Below are 15,387 nucleotides of genomic sequence, written 5' to 3' on the forward strand. Positions count from 1 at the left end.
CCCCCCCCCCCCCCCCCCCCGCGCAAGGGATCACCCTGGCTGGCCGACGTGCTCACCGAGTGCGCCTGGGCCGCGGTGAAGACCAAGGGCACCTACCTGGCGGCCTACTGCCGGCAGGTGATGCGCCGGCAGGGCAAACACAAGGCGGTCATGGCGCTGACCCACAAGATCCTGGTCATCGCCTGGAACCTGGTGTCCACCGGCGCCCTCTACGACGACCCGGGAGCCGCCGCCGGGCGAACCAACACCACCGAGCAGCAGCGCCGCCGGGCAGTCCGGCAACTCGAAGCCCTCGGCCTCACCGTCACCGTCGAGCCCCGGACCGATCCCAGGGCGGCTTGAGCGCTCGGTCTGCGGGATTCTCGGAGCAGGAGCGGGGTCGGTCAGCCCTCTATTCTCGTGGTTGATGTTCTTCGCTGCTGATCGGGTGCGCGTCGAAGTGGCGGCGGGGTCAAGGAGCGCCCGTGAGGGTGCCCGGATATCGGCCGAAGGTCCTTGAGGCCCGTCGCCGGGGCGGCGGACACTGTTCAACTGGCGAGATCGGGCAGGGCCGACGTTGCTCCTGGCAGAAGGGGGCGTGGTCGGGTGTGCCGCGAAGCCGTGGTCCCGGCTGGATGTGGACGAGCCCCGGAGGCGGACGGTGGTGTCGGACTCGTGGTGCGAGGGGGTCAGCCCGGCCTACGACGCCAAACTGCTGGGCCGGTGGAATCGGCTGATGACGCCGATCTCGGCGACGAACACTGCGGCCAGGACCGGCCCGACCCCGGGGATGGCCTGAATGGCCTGGTAGCCGGGGTCGGTGCGCAACCTGCCTGCGACGAGTTTGGCGTCGGAGTCGATCTCGCAGTCCGGCGCGGTGATCAACCGCAGCAGCGAGTCCACCCGGGACGCGACTCCACCGCGAGCCGGGTAGTGGCGAGCAGCCTGTGCCCGCCCGGGCTGAACCGATCACTCATCGGCACCTGCACCCCGGCTGCGGCCAGCACGGCGTGGACCTGCCACTCCAGGTTCGACCGGACCCCGACCAGCTGATCGGCTCGGCGGTCGGCGTGCCGTCGTCAACGTCGGCTCTCCCGAGCGGATGGCGGCCGTGCACCGGAGCCCTCCGGCATCGGTGCAGATCTCCTACATGGGGAGCACGCAGGCCGCAGACTTCTCCTGCCTCGGGTCGCTCGACGACCCACCGGAGGTGCGGGCCCGGTGGCGGGCCGGGTCAACCCCGGAATGGATGCGCGCATCGTCGACCCCGAGACCGGCGAGCCGCTGCCCGACGGGACATCGGGCGAGTTCGTCTTCCGCGGGGCCTGCCGCTTCCTGCGCTACCACCGTCAACCCCGGACGCACCGCAGCGCGGATCGACCGAGAGGGGCTGGTTCCACTCGGGCGGCCCTACTCGGCGTCGCCGAAGTTGCGCCGGAGCGTCTCGCCGTTCGGGGTGCCGCCGAGTGCTGTCGAGATGCGGTCCCACGACCAGCCCCCCGCTCGCGCCTCCCGTACTGCGAGCCCAATCGCTTTCTGTGCCACCCGTCGCGCGTCCAACGCACTCTGGAGCAGTTCTTCGACAGTCGCCGTCATGCTCGAACTGTGGCACGACCTGTGGCACGCGTCGAGGGCCGTGGGGGCACCGGGCTCGCCATCTTCCGCGTGTTCGGCTAGCGCCGGTCCGAACGTGGCAACCCCGAGAACGCCGTCGCGCGACACCTGGCTGGGGTGTCGCGCGACAGTGGGTCAGGTCTAGAGCGGGTCAGTGCGCCCACGCGTAGTGGTGCGAGTCGCTGTAGTCGTCGCAGTGGTCGTAGCTCGCGTCGTGGTCGTAGTCGTTGTGGCTCGACTCGTGGCTGTAGCTCGACTCGTGGCTGTGGCTCGACTCGTGGCTGTAGCTCGACTCGTGGCTGTAGCTCGACTCGTGGTGATGGTCCTCGTGGCTGAAGCTCGACTCGTGGCTGTAGCTGGACTCGTGGTGGCGGTCCTCGTGCCTGTTCCAGTGCGACATCGGGGCTCCTTGGGGCATTGGGCGGGCTCGGTTGGTTCCTACCGGTGCCGAGAACCCTGCCGGTCAGGAAGCCGGGGAACGATCGTGCTGTCCCCCGCTTCGCCAGATCCGCGCCCCCACTTCGGGCCGGGTGCAGACCCCATCCATCTCTTCTCGGCCGGGTGCGCGGCCGCCGGGTGGCCACTCGAACACGGGCGCCCGAGTACCTGGCCAAGGGCACCGCAACCCCGCAGGACGACCCCCGAAGAAGCCGAACCGTCAGACGCCCGCCCCGAAGTGGGGGTGGAACTCGGGGCGGGCCCTGCCGGAGAAGCACAACGCCCGGCACAGCCCAGGATGCTCACCCACCGCGAGCCTCCGACACCTCCTACCGCCAGACGCTGATTCAAGTTCGTTCGAACGCCGAACCGCCCCGGGCTGGTGTCTGTACCCGGGGCGGTCGAGGCCATGATGACTCCGGCAAGGACATGGGTCCCGCGGCACGGCCCGCTGGCTCGATGCCCCGCCGGTGATCGCTCAAACCTCCGGCCGGTGAGTCCTCGCCCCGGCACTGCGGTCGAGGCGAACCCACCACCGGTCGCCGCACCGACAGCAAGATCCACGGTAGTGGTAACCGTCCGGTTATCCGAAGATCACTTCCCAACCTGGACATCGAACACCGACGCCGCCTCACCGCCCCCCGGCCCTGATCGCCCAACCGGGCTCGGGCCCGTCCGACCGGGCTCGCGTCCGGCAAGCCCTCCCAACTCGGCCGCGCCGTGGGCGCCGTCGGGCGAGGCCCAGCGACGTAGCGGCCCGGGAAGATCACAGCGGACAGGTCGCGCTGCGCGCGTCGAACTTCCGCGGCCGAGCGCCGGGCAACTAGTTCCCCGCGCTACCGCACCGACGATGGGCCTGGTTGCGCGGGTTGTGGCGGCAGTTGCTCGATGGTCTGCACCATCCAGAACACGGCGAACAGCAGGGCTACGAAGATCTCAAGCCAGAACAGGCTGATGACGCCGACCCACCACAGGACGCCCCCGCCGACCGCGCCGATCAGCATGACCCACGCGACCCATGCGTAGCGGTCGAACTGCCGCGGTTTCCGCAGCATGGCCCGGCCGACCGTCGGCGCGTCCAGGGTCCAACCCGGCGACAGAGCGGCGGTGTCCTCTTCTGTGCGTCGCCGCGTTGCGTTGATCACGGCGACGGCGAGGATGCAGACGAACAGCAGGATCGCGGCGAGGTAGTGGGCTCGAGCGATGAGCAGGTCGAGGCCGGCGGTGAAGGCGACGAGCCCGATCACCCAGACGAGCGCGACCGCCGAGAAGCCGATCAGGAACGCTCTGGCGCGCAGGACCCGGTCGCGCGCCGCGAACCCCAGCGTGGCGACAAGGCCCAGAGCGCCCACGACGAGCAGCGCGAAGACGTTGTTCTGGACGTTCGCCCTGGTGGCTTCGGCCAGGCTCAGCACGGTCGGGCAGTCGAAGCGAGTCGTTGCCCGCTGCGTGAGCAGCGGCGTGAGTCCCTGCCGGCAGGCCTCGACGGCTGTCTGGTAGTCCACGCCGCGCGAGGTCGGCACGACCGCCACCACCGCCGCGAACGCACCACCGAGGTTGAGGAGCGTGTCTTCGGCCGGGTGCCGCCCCCTCAGGGCGATCATCGCCGCGCCCAGGCCGATCAGCGCGCCGACGAAGATGGCCTGGGCAGGCGTGTAGTAGTAGGCGCTGACCGACGCCAGGAACAACCCCTGCCGCGAGCTCTGGTAGCAGACCGCGACGCCGAGTGCGATCAACAGTCCGACGATCGCCACACGCAGGTAGGTGTACGACTTGCCCAACGCGCCGTCAGCGGGCGGAGGCGGCGCGGTGAGGGCGCGATCCGGGCCCTCCTCGACTGCGCGGACCGTGTCCGACATTCCCGAACTCCAGTTCGTCGTGACGTGACGGATCCGGCTCGACGAGCCGATCGGTGGAGCCGCGCGGAACCTGTTCCCCACCGCTTGGCCGCGCTGCACGGGTAGGGAGACAATGCGTACTCGTCCTGATACAGCACAGTGCCAGATCATCGAGTGTCACGGCGGTCCGAGGGCCTGACGGACACCTGGCTCGCACTGCACGTCGACGACAGACACGACCGAGACCTCCAGACCGCGGACGTTGCGCTCGAGCTCGACCGCCACCCCGTCGAAGGAGACACCTCTTCCCCGGCGGCCTACCGACAGCGAGTAGCGGCGAAGCCCTGGCCAGCTGCGGCGGGCGATGTCGCTGTTGGGGCTGCTGCACTATCTGTGGAGAGCGCGCCGGGCTGCACCCGCACCAGCCGGACATGAAACCCGCAGATCCACCACTGGATCGGGAGATCGCTCGCGCCCTTCCTGCCCAGCTTGCTGAACAATCCCCGAGGCAGGCCAGGGAACCCCATGAGGCCGGAAGCAAGCTTGAACTCAGCTCAGGCCTCGGTCGTGCCGATGTGGGAGAGCCGGGACCGCGCGGTGTTGATTTGCGCGAGGGCGGCAGAGATCCGGTCGACGGCGAAGTAGATGTTCTGGGAGGCGATCCGAGCGTGCGACCCGGCCGGGGTGACGTCGTCGGATCTGAGCCCCTGGCCGGTGGTGAGCCGGTCGGCCTGGTCGGCGGTGACCCGCAGGGTCTGCTCGAGCTTCGTGAGAAGCTCGGCGAGGGCGCCGACCCGCTCGTACGCGGCCTGCGGGGTGCGGGGGCCGAGCGGGATGGCGTGGTTGGCGATGCGGAGTTGCTCGGTGGCCGCGTCGATCGCGTCGCGGGCGGGGTCGTCGCTCATGTGAGGGATCCTGCCGGATCCGGACGGCTTGGGCCTGGATGTGATCTCAGCCGCTGAGCACGTGACGGAGACGTTCCGTCATATGTTCTGCTAGTTCACAACCCAGTCAATGATGCCGCGTCGCTGTGGATCGCGAGCCGCGACCTCACCACTCCCCTGCTTGCAGGCCAGGAGGGGCTCGGAACGCTTCAACCAGCGCCACGCCTGAGCGGCATCTCGGGCATTGTCGAGACAACACGTAGAGCTGCGGGCTCGGCTGGTCAAACGTGGGCTGCCGCCGCGCACTTCTCGGCGTGGCAGGGCGCGCGTGGCGAGGAGCACCAGGACGAGGAGAGCGAGTGAACCCCTGGACCTTCGACCCGGACCACGAGGGGCCCCGTGCACGAACGCCTGGCGCGCTTCGTCGACATCCACCGCGACCTCCTCGATCATCGGGGCCCAAAGGCGGGAGGGTGGACATGACACCAGAGTGGGCGGCCTTGCTCGGCATGCCGGCAGTGCTCGGGGCCGTAGGTGCGGCCGTTGGAGTGATCGGCGCTCTCGGCGGGGTGCTGGTGGCCGGTCTGCTCAATGACCGCCAGGCGCGACGGAGCTGGCAGCGGGAGCTGCTCAAGCGCACCGACGACCGCAGGCTCGATCTCTATCTGCGGCTGTGGACGGTGCACGACGAGGACGACCTCGACGTGGCGAAGGAGTCCCTCGCCGAGCTGAAGGCGGAGGTCGAGATGCTCGCCCCAGAGGAGGTCCGCGCGGCCCACGAAGCGCTGCTTGGCCGAGTCGAGCGAGTAGCGGCCATGGATCCGACGGCGCGCATGGTTCGGACAGGCCGTCCGGGCGACGTCATGCGGGCCATCGAGTATGGACGGTCAGATCTGCGTGCCGCGATCCGCGCTGACCTCGGACTCTGATCCCGCTGGGCGTGTGTGTGGCCGGCGCAAGCCCTACAAAATCGCTCAATGGCACGCGTGTAACGATCTCCGGCAGTGGCAGTCAGATTTGGCCGCCAGGGTCCGCTAGCCGTTGAACGCCAGGCCCTGGTGCAGGTGCTGAAGGGGTCCGTTCGGGCTGGGGACACGCGCTCGGGCGGGCCTCCGCTTACCCGCTCCCCCGCCTCCTGTGATCTGACGGGGGATAGACCGACGTTGCGGATCCGGAGCCCCGCCACCAGGGCCCAGCTCAGGACGGGTGCCTCGGTACGTCCAATCCGAGCATGGCCAGTAGGTTCGCGCAGTCCGAGGCATCGAGCGCGTGGCTCGCGATCACCCGCGCCGCTTGTCTGCGCTGGGCCGCGCAGCTGATCTCGTAGGCCTCCTGGGCCGCGGCCCACCGGCTGTGGTCGTCGTTGCCGTATCCGTCGCCAACGCTTCTCATCGGTTCTCCGTAAGGTTGTTGATGTTCGGGACGAGGTGTTCCGGACGCCCGCGACGGCAGGGTGTGGCTGATCGGTTCTTGCCGTTGGGTGGCTTCTGAGGAGTGGCCGCCCTGCCGTTCGGGACGCCTTGGCCGCTGATTGAGATCTGCGCACGGTCGCTGTTTACGGAGCTGCAGGCGGGGACGTCCACGGGCCTGTCAACGGGTCGAAAGGGAGCCGAGATCACGTGGCCGGCAAGAAACTGTGGGTCGGGATCGACGTCGGTAAGAGCGCGCACCACGCGTGCGCCGTCGACGACCGCGGAAAGGTCGTCTTCTCCCGCAAGGTCAACAATTCCCAGGCCGCGATCGAGGCCTTGATCACCCGCACCGACGCGAAGGCGGGGCAGGCCGGTCAGGTGGTGTGGGCGGTCGACATGACATCGGGGTCGGCGGCCCTGCTGGTCGCGCTGTTGCAGGCCACCGGGCATCGCCTGTTGTCGGTGCCGGGCAGGCTGGTCAACCGCATGTCCGGGGCCTTCCCCGGCGAGGGGAAGACCGACGCGAAAGACGCCCACACCATCGCCGAGACCGCCCGGCTGCGCGCCGACCTCACCGAGGTCACCGTGCCCGACCAGGTCACCGGGGACCTGCAGGTCCTCACCGCCCGCCGCGAGGACCTGATGGCCGACTGGGTGCGTGGGGTCAACCGGCTCCGCGAGCTCCTCGGCTCGATCTTCCCCGGCCTGGAACAGGCCTTCGACTACTCGACCCGCTCGGCGTTGATCCTGCTCACCGGCTACCAGACCCCCGCCGCGCTGCGCGCGGCCGGTGTCGAGCAGGTCGTGGCGTTCCTGACCGAGCAGCGGTCCTGGGCGCCCGGGCGGGTGAGCATGGCCTCCACCGCGGTGGCGGTGGCCGCCGAGCAGAGCCTGGCGTTGCCGGGTGAGTCGGTGACCGCGCCGCTGATCGCCCGGCTGGCCCGGCAGCTGCTGGATCTGGATCGGGAGATCAAGGACTTGGACAAGCAGCTCACCGCGGACTTCGGCGAGCATCCCCAAGCGGAGATCATCACCAGCGTCGACGGATTCGGCCCGATTCTGGGTGCCGAGTTGCTCGCCGACACCGGCGGGAATCTGGTCGCGGCATTCGGGACCTCGAGTCGGCTGGCCGCCTACGCCGGGCTGGCGCCCGTTCCGCGGGACTCGGGGCGGATCCGGGGGAATCTGCACCGCCCCAAGCGTTATCACCGCGGACTTCGGCGGGTGTTCTACATGGCCGCGCTGTCCTCGCTCAAACGCGGCGACGGACGATCCCGCGCGTTCTACGACAAGAAGCGCGCCGAGGGGAAACGACACACCCAGGCGTTGATCGCGCTCGCCCGCCGTCTGGTCGACCTCGTCTGGGCCCTGCTCCGCGACAACCGCCCCTTCACCACCGAGGCACCATCCCCGACGATCACAGCGGCTTGACACGGTCATTGAAACTCCTCCGGCCGGCCGCGAACCGGTGGACCGGTCAAACCCGGCCCACTCCCACGACACGAATGCCGAGCGGCAACCTGCACGACCGAGGCCGTCCCTTTGGGATGACGATGCCCGCCCAACCTGGCCCTGCCACGGTACGCCGATTCGGTGGGCCAGTTCCGACCCCGACGTGGGCGCGCGCTGCTCGGCTGCTGTCGCTGGTCACTGTGTGCTCATCCGTCCTTCTCCCCTGTGTCGAGCGCGCGGTGGCGGCCCATGTGCGTCGTGGCCGGTGGGCTGTTCGGGATCCCGGCCACGGCCAGCGTCGCCAGGCCCGCGACGATCATCTGCACGACCGTCTTGCGGGTGATCGGCCCGGACAGCACCGAGGCGGCCACGGTGGCGATCGTCGCTGCCCAGCACTCCTGCCCATAGTCCACGTACTGCTTGACGGTGTTGTCGTCGATGCCAACGTGGGATGAGACCTGCACGCTGGCCTTGGCGAAGTAGGCGCCGAGCTCGGCGGTGGTGCGGGCCCCTTCGACGGTGTGGATGACGACCACGCGCACTGTGGCCCCCGCCGCGCGCCGAGTAGTTCGGGCTGGGGATCACGTCTGCTTCCTCCCGGGGGCGCAAGCACCAGAACGCGTGGCCGTCCTGCTCGGATCCTCCGCCGCACTCACGGCAGACAGAATCGACCGATGCCAACGACACGCGACAGCAATCTTCGATGGGCGTATGCACTGCTCGACTGGAACCGACAGCACCTGCGCGCCGAGTCCGAGCTCTCCGAGGCGCTGATCGCCGAGCGCTTCGCGCCGCGGTTCGCGGTCGAGGCCAATGGCCGGCGCTACGACGCCGATCATGCGAAGTATCTGGATTTCCTGGACGGCTTCAGGCACACCATTGCCGCCATCGACTACTGCGTGAGCCACGCGGTGGCCGACGAGGAATCGGTGGTGCTCGCAACGCGCGCCCGGCTTGCCAGACTCACGGGCACGGTCGACGAGTTCGACGCGATGCTGCTGCTGCGCTTCGATGCGCTCGGCAAGGTCGTCCTATGGCACGAGGTCTATTTGCCGGTGCGCGATGCGGGCTGAGCCGCGCCGCGCGACGAGTAGTTCAGGCTGGGGATCACGTCTGCTTTCGCTCCGGCCGGGAGCATAGAACGTGTGCCCGTCCGGCTCAGTGCCGCCGCCGCGCTCGCGGCAGACGATCGGCAGTGGCCTCGTGTCCTCGTCGCTCGGCGCGGTCCACGTCACCAGCTGCTCGTCCCGCACCTGGTGGTACACCGACTCCCGCCAGCGCTCGTCGGGCGATGCGAGGTGATGGAGCCCCTCGCTCATAGCGGGCGCAGGTGCTGCGCGAGCTCGAGCGCCGTGGCGGGGTGTCCTCGGCGATGACCGCCTCCGGAGCCCTGCGGGTGACGCCCTCGCGCACGATGAAGCCGAGGATGAGGCCGACGACCAGCCCGGCAAAGGACCAGAGGGCGGCGTTGGATGTGCCGGACCGTCGTCGGCCCGAGCGGCTTGCACTGGTGCGGGGTGCAGCGCTCGTCGCAGTCGTGCGGCGCGCTGACGCGGTGGTCGATTGTTCGCCGACCCGCGCCGCGGGTCCGACAGCGGAGGAGCTCGCCGTAGAAGGAGTCGAGCGTCTCCGCGTCGAGCTGGCCGACCCGCAGGTGCCCGAGCACGGGCGAGATGTGGTTGCGAACGTGAGTCCGGTACAGATCCAGCGTGGTGGGCGACCCGGAGAACTGGTCGAGGTAGCGCTCGAGGAGTTGGTCGACGGTCGCGCTGGTGCGGGGGTTGCGCTTGGCAGCGACCTCCGCCAACAGCCGGTTCTTCACGTCCTCGGCCTCGCGCCACGCCCTCGGCCCGGCGGGGACGGCCTCGCGCAGGTAATGGCGTCGGCCTGTGACGGGGTCGATCCCGGCATACACGGACACGCGCAGCGACCCGTTGGCGCGGGTCTCGATGGACCCGCGAGCGCGGCTGTCGCCAGCGCCGGAACGTCGCGGCACGGGAGCAGGATTAGGGAGGTTCGCACCCCGCGTGATCCCCCGCTGCTGCCCTGACCCCGATGTCCGGGACCGAAACCGCTGGTCAGAGGTGGAGCGGGCGACGGGAATCGAACCCGCGTAGCCAGTTTGGAAGACTGGGGCTCTACCATTGAGCTACGCCCGCGTGCCCCCGGATTCCTCCGCGGACCCGGCCAGGATAGCCGATCAGCGACCGGTCCCCGGAAGGCTCCCCACCGCATCGCGCCAGGCGTCCTCCACCTCGGGCGTCGAGAGGCCGAGTCGGCCCGGATGGCGAGGCAGCGGCCGGAGTGACCCGGCAGCGCGACGACCGGGGTCGGGCCCTGCACGCCGTGCGTGTGGACCACCCAGGCCGCCGCGACGTCGCTCGCGCGGTAGGCGAAGAATCGGGTCGCAGACGATCAACGGCGCCGACGTGTCGCGGTCGACCCATCGCCTCCGACGAGGTGTCCTAGACTCCTCCCGACGGGGTGTGGCGCAGCTTGGTAGCGCACTCGCTTTGGGAGCGAGGGGCCGTGGGTTCAAATCCCGCCACCCCGACCCGGTCGGGCCGGGTGTGGTCGTCCGCCGCACCCGGCCGGTCAGGTCCGGTCGAGGGTCATGACCTTGTCCCACGCCGCCACGAAGTCGCGCACGAACTTCTCCCCCGCGTCGTCGGCGGCGTAGACCTCCGCCAGCGCGCGGAGCTCGGAGTGGGCGCCGAACACGAGGTCGACCCGGGTGGCGGTCCACCGGAGCTCGCCGGTGGCGCGGTCGCGGCCCTCGAAGGTGCTCCCGGAAGGGACCGGGGTCCACTCCGTGTCCATGTCGAGCAGGTTGACGAAGAAGTCCGTGGTCAGCCTGCCGGGCCGCGAGGTCAGCACGCCCAGCGGGGACCGCCGGACGTTGGCGTTCAGCACCCGCAGGCCACCGAGCAGCACCGTCATCTCCGGTGCGCTCAGGGTCAACAGGTTCGCCCGGTCGACGAGCAGGTGCTCCGGATGCGGCGGGTCGCCCCTGGTGTAGTTGCGGAACCCGTCCGCGACCGGCTCGAGCGCGGCGAACGACTCGACGTCGGTCTGCTCCTGCGTGGCGTCCGTGCGGCCCGGGGTGAACGGGACCTCGACGGGGTGCCCGGCCAGGTGCGCCGCCCGCTCGACGGCCGCGCACCCGGCGAGCACGATCAGGTCGGCCAGGGAGATCCGCATGTCGTCGCTGCGCGCGCGGTGGAACGACGCCCGGATCGTCTCGAGAGTGCCCAGCACGACGTCGAGGCCGTCGGGATCGTTGGCCTCCCACCGCCGCTGCGGCTCGAGGCGGATCCGGGCCCCGTTCGCGCCGCCGCGCCGGTCACTGGCGCGGAAGGTCGACGCCGAAGCCCAGGCCGTCGCGACGAGCTGGGCCATCGACAGCCCCGAGTCCAGGACCTGCCGCTTGAGGTCGGCGATCTCGGCCGGGCCGACGAGCGCGTGATCGACGTCGGGTACCGGGTCCTGCCAGAGCAGCGCCTCGGCCGGGACCAGCGGCCCCCGATAGCGGTGGACCGGGCCCATGTCGAGGTGCGTGAGCTTGAACCACGCCCGGGCGAACGCGTCCGTGAGCAGGTCCGGCTGCTCGAGGAAGCGCCGCGAGATCGCCCCGTACCCCGGGTCGAACCGCAGCGCCAGGTCCGTCGTCAGGAAGGTCGGGGTGTGGGTCCTCGACGGGTCGTGGGCGTCGGGCACGGTGCCGGCACCGGCCCCGCCGGTCGGGACCCACTGCCACGCACCGGCCGGGCTCAGGACCGCGTCCCACTCGAAGTCGTAGAGGTTCCGCAGGAAGCTGTGGTCCCAGCGCGTGGGGGTGGGCGTCCACGTGCCCTCGAGACCACTGGTGATCGCGTCCGCGCCGATGCCCGTGCCGAACGCGTTCCGCCAGCCCAGCCCCTGTGCTTCCAAAGGAGCGGCCTCGGGCTCCGGCCCGAGATGGTCCTGCAGGGAGGCGCCGTGAGTCTTGCCGAACGTGTGGCCGCCGACGATCAGCGCGACGGTCTCCTCGTCGTCGAACCCCATGCGCCGGAAGGTCTCCCGGATGTCGCGCGCGGAGAGGAGCGGGTCCGGGACGCGGTGCGGGCCCTCGGGGTCGACGTAGATCAGGCCCATCTCGGAGGCGGCCAGCGGGCTCTGCAGCTCGCGGACGTGGGTGTGGCGCGCATCGGTGAGCCAGGCGCGCTCGGGGCCCCAGTAGACGTCGCCGTCGGGCTCCCAGACGTCGACCCGTCCGCCGCCGAAGCCGAGGGTCGTGAAGCCCATCGACTCCAGGGCCACGTTGCCGGCGAAGATCGTGAGATCGGCCCAGGAGAGCTTGCGGCCGTACTTCTTCTTCACCGGCCACAGCAGCCGGCGTGCCTTGTCGAGGCTCTTGTTGTCCGGCCAGCTGTTCAGCGGGGCGAACCGCAGCATGCCGGCCGCGGCGCCGCCCCGGCCGTCGCGGGCCCGGTACGTCCCGGCGGCGTGCCACGCCATCCGGACCACGAGCGGGCCGTAGTGGCCGTGGTCGGCGGGCCACCAGTCCTGGGAGGTGGTCAGCACCGTCTCGATGTCGCGCCGCACCGCGTCGAGGTCGAGCGTCTCGAACTCGGCGGCGTAGTCGAAGCCCTCGCCCATCGGGTCGGCCTCGACGGGGTTCTTCGCGAGGACCTTCAGGTTCAGCCGGTCCGGCCACCACGTGCGGTTCGACTCGCCGCGGGTCGGGTGCGGGACGCTGCCGCTCCTCTGCTTCTTCCTCTTGACGACGATGTCATAGGTGAGCGACACGGAATTCCCTCGAGACGTGATCAGGGCGTGACCGCGACGGCGCGACCGGGTCCCGGCCCCGGGCACCGACCTCGGCACGTCCTCGGCATGGCTGCCAGCATGCGCCGGGCGGGTGCGGCGGACAAGTGTCCCGGGGCGGGGCCGCCGTTCGTCGGCCGGACCGGGCCGTCCGTGTCCGGTTCGGGCCCGCGGGAGGCCCGGTCCGCGGTTGCGGTCCGGTCCGTCCCGCCGCGAGCATCGGGGCGTGGTCGACGCGCGAGGGCTGGCACGCGAGCTGCTCGGCGACCCCGCGACGGGCTGGAGCATGGGGCCGCCGGGGGCGATCGCGGAGTTCGCGCGCGACCCGGACGAGGCGGGCGACGGCGACGCCGGCTCGGTCGTCACCGGTCGCGGCGGGATCCGGCTCGACCCGCCGCCGTCGGCCCTCCCGGTCGCCTACGAGACGCCCGCCGGGCCGGAGCTGCACTGGACCCAGGCGGTCGCCTTCTGTCTCCCGGAGGGTGAGGTCCGCCGCGCCGGGCGGACGACGGTCACGGAGCTCGGGCCCGACGCCGACGCCCTGCGCGCCGCCGACCGCGGGGCCGTGCTCGTCGACCTGGGGCTGGGCACCCCGACCGTCGACGCCTGTGTCCGGACCGCGGACCCCGAGCTGCTGGCCCTGGTCGGCGCGCATGCCGGGCGGTCCCTGTTCGACGGCCCCCTCGCCGCGGAGCTGGTCGCTCGCAGCCCGCACCGGGTGTTCCTGACGGCCGTGGGCCGGGTCGAGGTCTACGCCCCGATCCCGGCTCCGGGCGGACGGTCGCCGCTCGGCCCGCACACCCATCTGCTCCCGCACCTGATCGGCCGCGGGCCCGGACCGACCGTACCGCTCCCGGCCGGGCACGTGGCCGTCGCGCACGCCTATCCCGCGCATCCCGCGGCGGACCACCTCGGGCGGCCGCACCCCTTCGACGCGGACCGGCTCGCCGCGTTCGACGCCCTGCTCGACGAGGCCGGCGATCCCCTGCTGCGAGCGCTCAAGGAGTCCGTGCGGGACGCGGTACGGGCCGGGCGGGCGCCCGTCGAGCTCCCGCCCGATCCCGTGGGGCGGGCGGTCGTGGCCGTCACGCTGCGTCAGCTCGCCCGGACCGACGGACCCACACCGGCCGAGTGGCGGCCGTACCGCGACGTGCCCGCGGAGCTGCTCGATCCCGCGGGCGACCCGAACGCCGGGTGAGTCAGGCGGCCTCGCCGGCCCGGTCGTCCCAGAACCACTGGGCCGTCATCGGGCTCCGGCAGTCCGGGCAGCCGATGTCGAAGCCCTCGGACTCCTCGGCGGGCAGTTCGGCGTAGGAGCCGCAGTCGGCGCAGCTCCACCAGAGGGTGTCGCTCATGGTGCCGAGGGTAATGACATCGATGTGGTTCGCAAGCTCGGGTAGGTGTGTCGTGCCGTGGTGGAACTACGTATCGTTCCGCGGCCCCGCGGGTGCCACGCTGCGGTCCCGCATCGGACCGGGAGGAGCAGGGACATGGCCATGGACAAGCGGAGCCTGGACGAACCGGACGAGTCGCGCCGCCCGGACAAGACCGTGCTCGACGTCGTCACACTGCCGGGCGCGACCGTCGGCCGGATCCGGCTGCAGCCGGGTTGGCGCTGGTCGGAGTGCATCAAGCCGGTCGCGGGGACGGCGAGCTGCCAGACCTCGCACCTCGGCTACGTGATCGCGGGACGCCTGCACCTGCGCGACGACGCCGGGGCCGAGCTCGACATCGGACCCGGCGACGCCTACCAGGTGTCGCCGGGGCACGACGCCTGGGTCGTGGGCGACGAGCCGTTCCAGGCGTTGGAGTTCGACAGCAAGACGGCCGAGACGTACGCCACGGGCTGACCGCCCTCCTGCTCCGGCCCGCCGTGGGAGCCCACGGCGGGCCGGTCCGCACGCCCGCCGACCGCTCCCGGAACCCGGTTCTGTCCGGACCGGACGGTCCCGCACGCGGGTCGACGCCCACGTGACGCCGCGTAACGCGGCGGATGAACCAGCCGAGTCATCTCCCGGGGCGCGCCGCCGGTTCGATCTTCGGATCGGGCGCGGATGTGCACGCCGACCCCGCGGCCGGGAGAACCCCTCCCTCACCGGCCGCTGGTCCACGCCGGTGGTGCCCGCCGGCGTGGACCACCCGGTCACGAAGCCGTCGGAACCCGTCGCAACTCGCCGTCGGATCTCCCTCGGATCTTCTCAGATCTCGTCCACGAGCTCGGCGATCGACCCGATCACGCGCGTCGGCCGGAACGGGTAGCGGTCGACGGCGTCGGCCCGCATGATCCCGGACAGGACGAGCACCGTCCGCATCCCCGCCTCCATGCCGGCCACGACGTCCGTGTCCATCCGGTCCCCGATCATGACCGTGGTCTCGGAGTGCGCCTCGAGCCGGTTGAGGGCCGCGCGCATCATCAGCGGGTTCGGCTTGCCCACGAAGTACGGGTCGACGCCCGTGGCCCGGGTGATCAGCGCGGCGACCGAGCCCGTGGCGGGCAGGATCCCCTCGTTCGACGGGCCGGTCGGGTCGGGGTTGGTCGCGACGAACCGGGCGCCGCGCTCGACGAGCCGGATCGCCGTCGTGACCGCCTCGAAGCTGTAGGTCCGCGTCTCCCCCAGCACGACGTAGTCCGGGTCCGACTCGGTGAGCACGTAGCCGATCTCGTGCAGCGCGGTCGTCAGGCCCGCCTCGCCGACGACGTAGGCCGAGCCGCCCGGCCGCTGGTTGTCCAGGAACGCGGCGGTGGCCGACGCGGAGGTCCAGATGGACTCGACCGGAATGTCGATCCCCGTGTTCCGCAGCCGGAACTGCAGGTCACGCGGGGTGTAGATGGAGTTGTTGGTGAGGACCAGGAACGGGGTGCCCGTCTCGCGGAGGCGGTTCACGAAGGCGTCCGCGCCCGGGATGATGCTCCCCTCATGGACGAGGACGCCGTCCATGTCGGTCATCCAGGCCTCGACGGGT

The 15,387-nt window shown here is 71.0% G+C and carries 14 protein-coding genes and 2 tRNA genes; 7 read left to right on the forward strand and 9 right to left on the reverse strand.

Annotated features, from left to right (window positions below; translation table 11 throughout):
* The first annotated feature begins 48 nt into the window (after positions 1-48).
* Positions 49-342, forward strand: coding sequence for a hypothetical protein (locus tag LWC33_RS18350; protein WP_233305630.1), 294 nt, complete (start codon positions 49-51; stop codon positions 340-342).
* A gap of 336 nt (positions 343-678) precedes the next feature.
* On the opposite strand, the gene LWC33_RS18355 is transcribed toward LWC33_RS18350, so the two are convergent.
* The 4 genes from LWC33_RS18355 to LWC33_RS18370 form a co-directional block, all read right to left on the reverse strand.
* Entirely contained in the window at positions 679-882 is a 204-nt protein-coding gene (locus tag LWC33_RS18355; protein ID WP_233305631.1) for a transposase, read from the reverse strand.
* Positions 883-1,744: 862 nt separating this feature from the next.
* Entirely contained in the window at positions 1,745-1,993 is a 249-nt protein-coding gene (locus LWC33_RS18360) for a hypothetical protein (protein WP_233305632.1), read from the reverse strand.
* 874 nt (positions 1,994-2,867) lie between these two features.
* A complete protein-coding gene (locus LWC33_RS18365; RefSeq protein WP_233305633.1) occupies positions 2,868-3,890 on the reverse strand; it encodes a hypothetical protein in 1,023 nt (340 codons plus the stop codon).
* Between the two features lie 533 nt (positions 3,891-4,423).
* Positions 4,424-4,774, reverse strand: a complete 351-nt coding sequence (locus LWC33_RS18370; RefSeq protein ID WP_233305634.1) for a hypothetical protein — start codon at positions 4,772-4,774, stop codon at positions 4,424-4,426.
* A 452-nt stretch (positions 4,775-5,226) separates the two neighbouring features.
* Between LWC33_RS18370 and LWC33_RS18375 the strand changes: the two genes are divergently transcribed.
* The gene (locus tag LWC33_RS18375; protein ID WP_233305635.1) at positions 5,227-5,682 is read left to right on the forward strand and encodes a hypothetical protein; all 456 of its coding nucleotides are present in this window, start codon (positions 5,227-5,229) and stop codon (positions 5,680-5,682) included.
* A gap of 690 nt (positions 5,683-6,372) precedes the next feature.
* Positions 6,373-7,596 (forward strand): IS110 family RNA-guided transposase, encoded by a 1,224-nt coding sequence (locus tag LWC33_RS18380; protein WP_233305636.1) that lies wholly within the window; start codon positions 6,373-6,375, stop codon positions 7,594-7,596.
* A 227-nt stretch (positions 7,597-7,823) separates the two neighbouring features.
* Here LWC33_RS18380 and LWC33_RS18385 read toward each other — a convergent pair whose 3' ends face one another.
* Positions 7,824-8,153 carry a hypothetical protein gene (locus LWC33_RS18385; protein ID WP_233305637.1) on the reverse strand — a complete coding sequence of 110 codons (330 nt, stop codon included), beginning with the start codon at positions 8,151-8,153 and terminating at the stop codon, positions 7,824-7,826.
* 138 nt (positions 8,154-8,291) lie between these two features.
* Here LWC33_RS18385 and LWC33_RS18390 point away from each other — a divergent pair, with 138 nt between their 5' ends.
* Positions 8,292-8,690: a hypothetical protein gene (locus LWC33_RS18390; RefSeq protein ID WP_233305638.1), complete on the forward strand. Its 399-nt coding sequence runs from the start codon at positions 8,292-8,294 to the stop codon at positions 8,688-8,690.
* 1,012 nt (positions 8,691-9,702) lie between these two features.
* Here the strand turns inward: LWC33_RS18390 and LWC33_RS18395 are convergent.
* Positions 9,703-9,776: transfer RNA gene (locus tag LWC33_RS18395), tRNA-Gly, on the reverse strand.
* A gap of 321 nt (positions 9,777-10,097) precedes the next feature.
* Here LWC33_RS18395 and LWC33_RS18400 point away from each other — a divergent pair.
* Positions 10,098-10,171: transfer RNA gene (locus LWC33_RS18400), tRNA-Pro, on the forward strand.
* A gap of 41 nt (positions 10,172-10,212) precedes the next feature.
* On the opposite strand, the gene katG is transcribed toward LWC33_RS18400, so the two are convergent.
* Positions 10,213-12,405, reverse strand: a complete 2,193-nt coding sequence (gene katG / locus LWC33_RS18405; RefSeq protein WP_233305639.1) for a catalase/peroxidase HPI — start codon at positions 12,403-12,405, stop codon at positions 10,213-10,215.
* A gap of 244 nt (positions 12,406-12,649) precedes the next feature.
* Here katG and LWC33_RS18410 point away from each other — a divergent pair, with 244 nt between their 5' ends.
* Complete coding sequence (locus LWC33_RS18410; RefSeq protein ID WP_233305640.1) at positions 12,650-13,621, forward strand: DUF6925 family protein; 972 nt, start codon at positions 12,650-12,652, stop codon at positions 13,619-13,621.
* Position 13,622: 1 nt separating this feature from the next.
* Here LWC33_RS18410 and LWC33_RS18415 read toward each other — a convergent pair whose 3' ends face one another.
* Complete coding sequence (locus LWC33_RS18415) at positions 13,623-13,778, reverse strand: hypothetical protein (protein WP_233305641.1); 156 nt, start codon at positions 13,776-13,778, stop codon at positions 13,623-13,625.
* Positions 13,779-13,913: 135 nt separating this feature from the next.
* Here LWC33_RS18415 and LWC33_RS18420 point away from each other — a divergent pair, with 135 nt between their 5' ends.
* A complete protein-coding gene (locus LWC33_RS18420; protein ID WP_233305642.1) occupies positions 13,914-14,273 on the forward strand; it encodes a cupin domain-containing protein in 360 nt (119 codons plus the stop codon).
* Between the two features lie 348 nt (positions 14,274-14,621).
* Here LWC33_RS18420 and LWC33_RS18425 read toward each other — a convergent pair whose 3' ends face one another.
* Entirely contained in the window at positions 14,622-15,371 is a 750-nt protein-coding gene (locus tag LWC33_RS18425; protein ID WP_233305711.1) for an HAD-IIA family hydrolase, read from the reverse strand.
* Positions 15,372-15,387: the final 16 nt, after the last annotated feature.

The organism is Pseudonocardia terrae, from assembly GCF_021343995.1.
Lineage (GTDB): Bacteria > Actinomycetota > Actinomycetes > Mycobacteriales > Pseudonocardiaceae > Pseudonocardia > Pseudonocardia terrae.

What these genes read in the sequence shown, in the direction of transcription:
- LWC33_RS18415 (WP_233305641.1), bottom strand. Translation starts at nt 13,778, where the DNA reads ATGAGCGACACCCTCTGGTGGAGCTGCGCCGACTGCGGCTCCTACGCC.
- LWC33_RS18425 (WP_233305711.1), bottom strand. Translation starts at nt 15,371, where the DNA reads ATGACCGACATGGACGGCGTCCTCGTCCATGAGGGGAGCATCATCCCG.
- LWC33_RS18370 (WP_233305634.1), bottom strand. Translation starts at nt 4,774, where the DNA reads ATGAGCGACGACCCCGCCCGCGACGCGATCGACGCGGCCACCGAGCAA.
- LWC33_RS18420 (WP_233305642.1), top strand. Translation starts at nt 13,914, where the DNA reads ATGGCCATGGACAAGCGGAGCCTGGACGAACCGGACGAGTCGCGCCGC.
- LWC33_RS18365 (WP_233305633.1), bottom strand. Translation starts at nt 3,890, where the DNA reads ATGTCGGACACGGTCCGCGCAGTCGAGGAGGGCCCGGATCGCGCCCTC.
- LWC33_RS18390 (WP_233305638.1), top strand. Translation starts at nt 8,292, where the DNA reads ATGCCAACGACACGCGACAGCAATCTTCGATGGGCGTATGCACTGCTC.
- LWC33_RS18360 (WP_233305632.1), bottom strand. Translation starts at nt 1,993, where the DNA reads ATGTCGCACTGGAACAGGCACGAGGACCGCCACCACGAGTCCAGCTAC.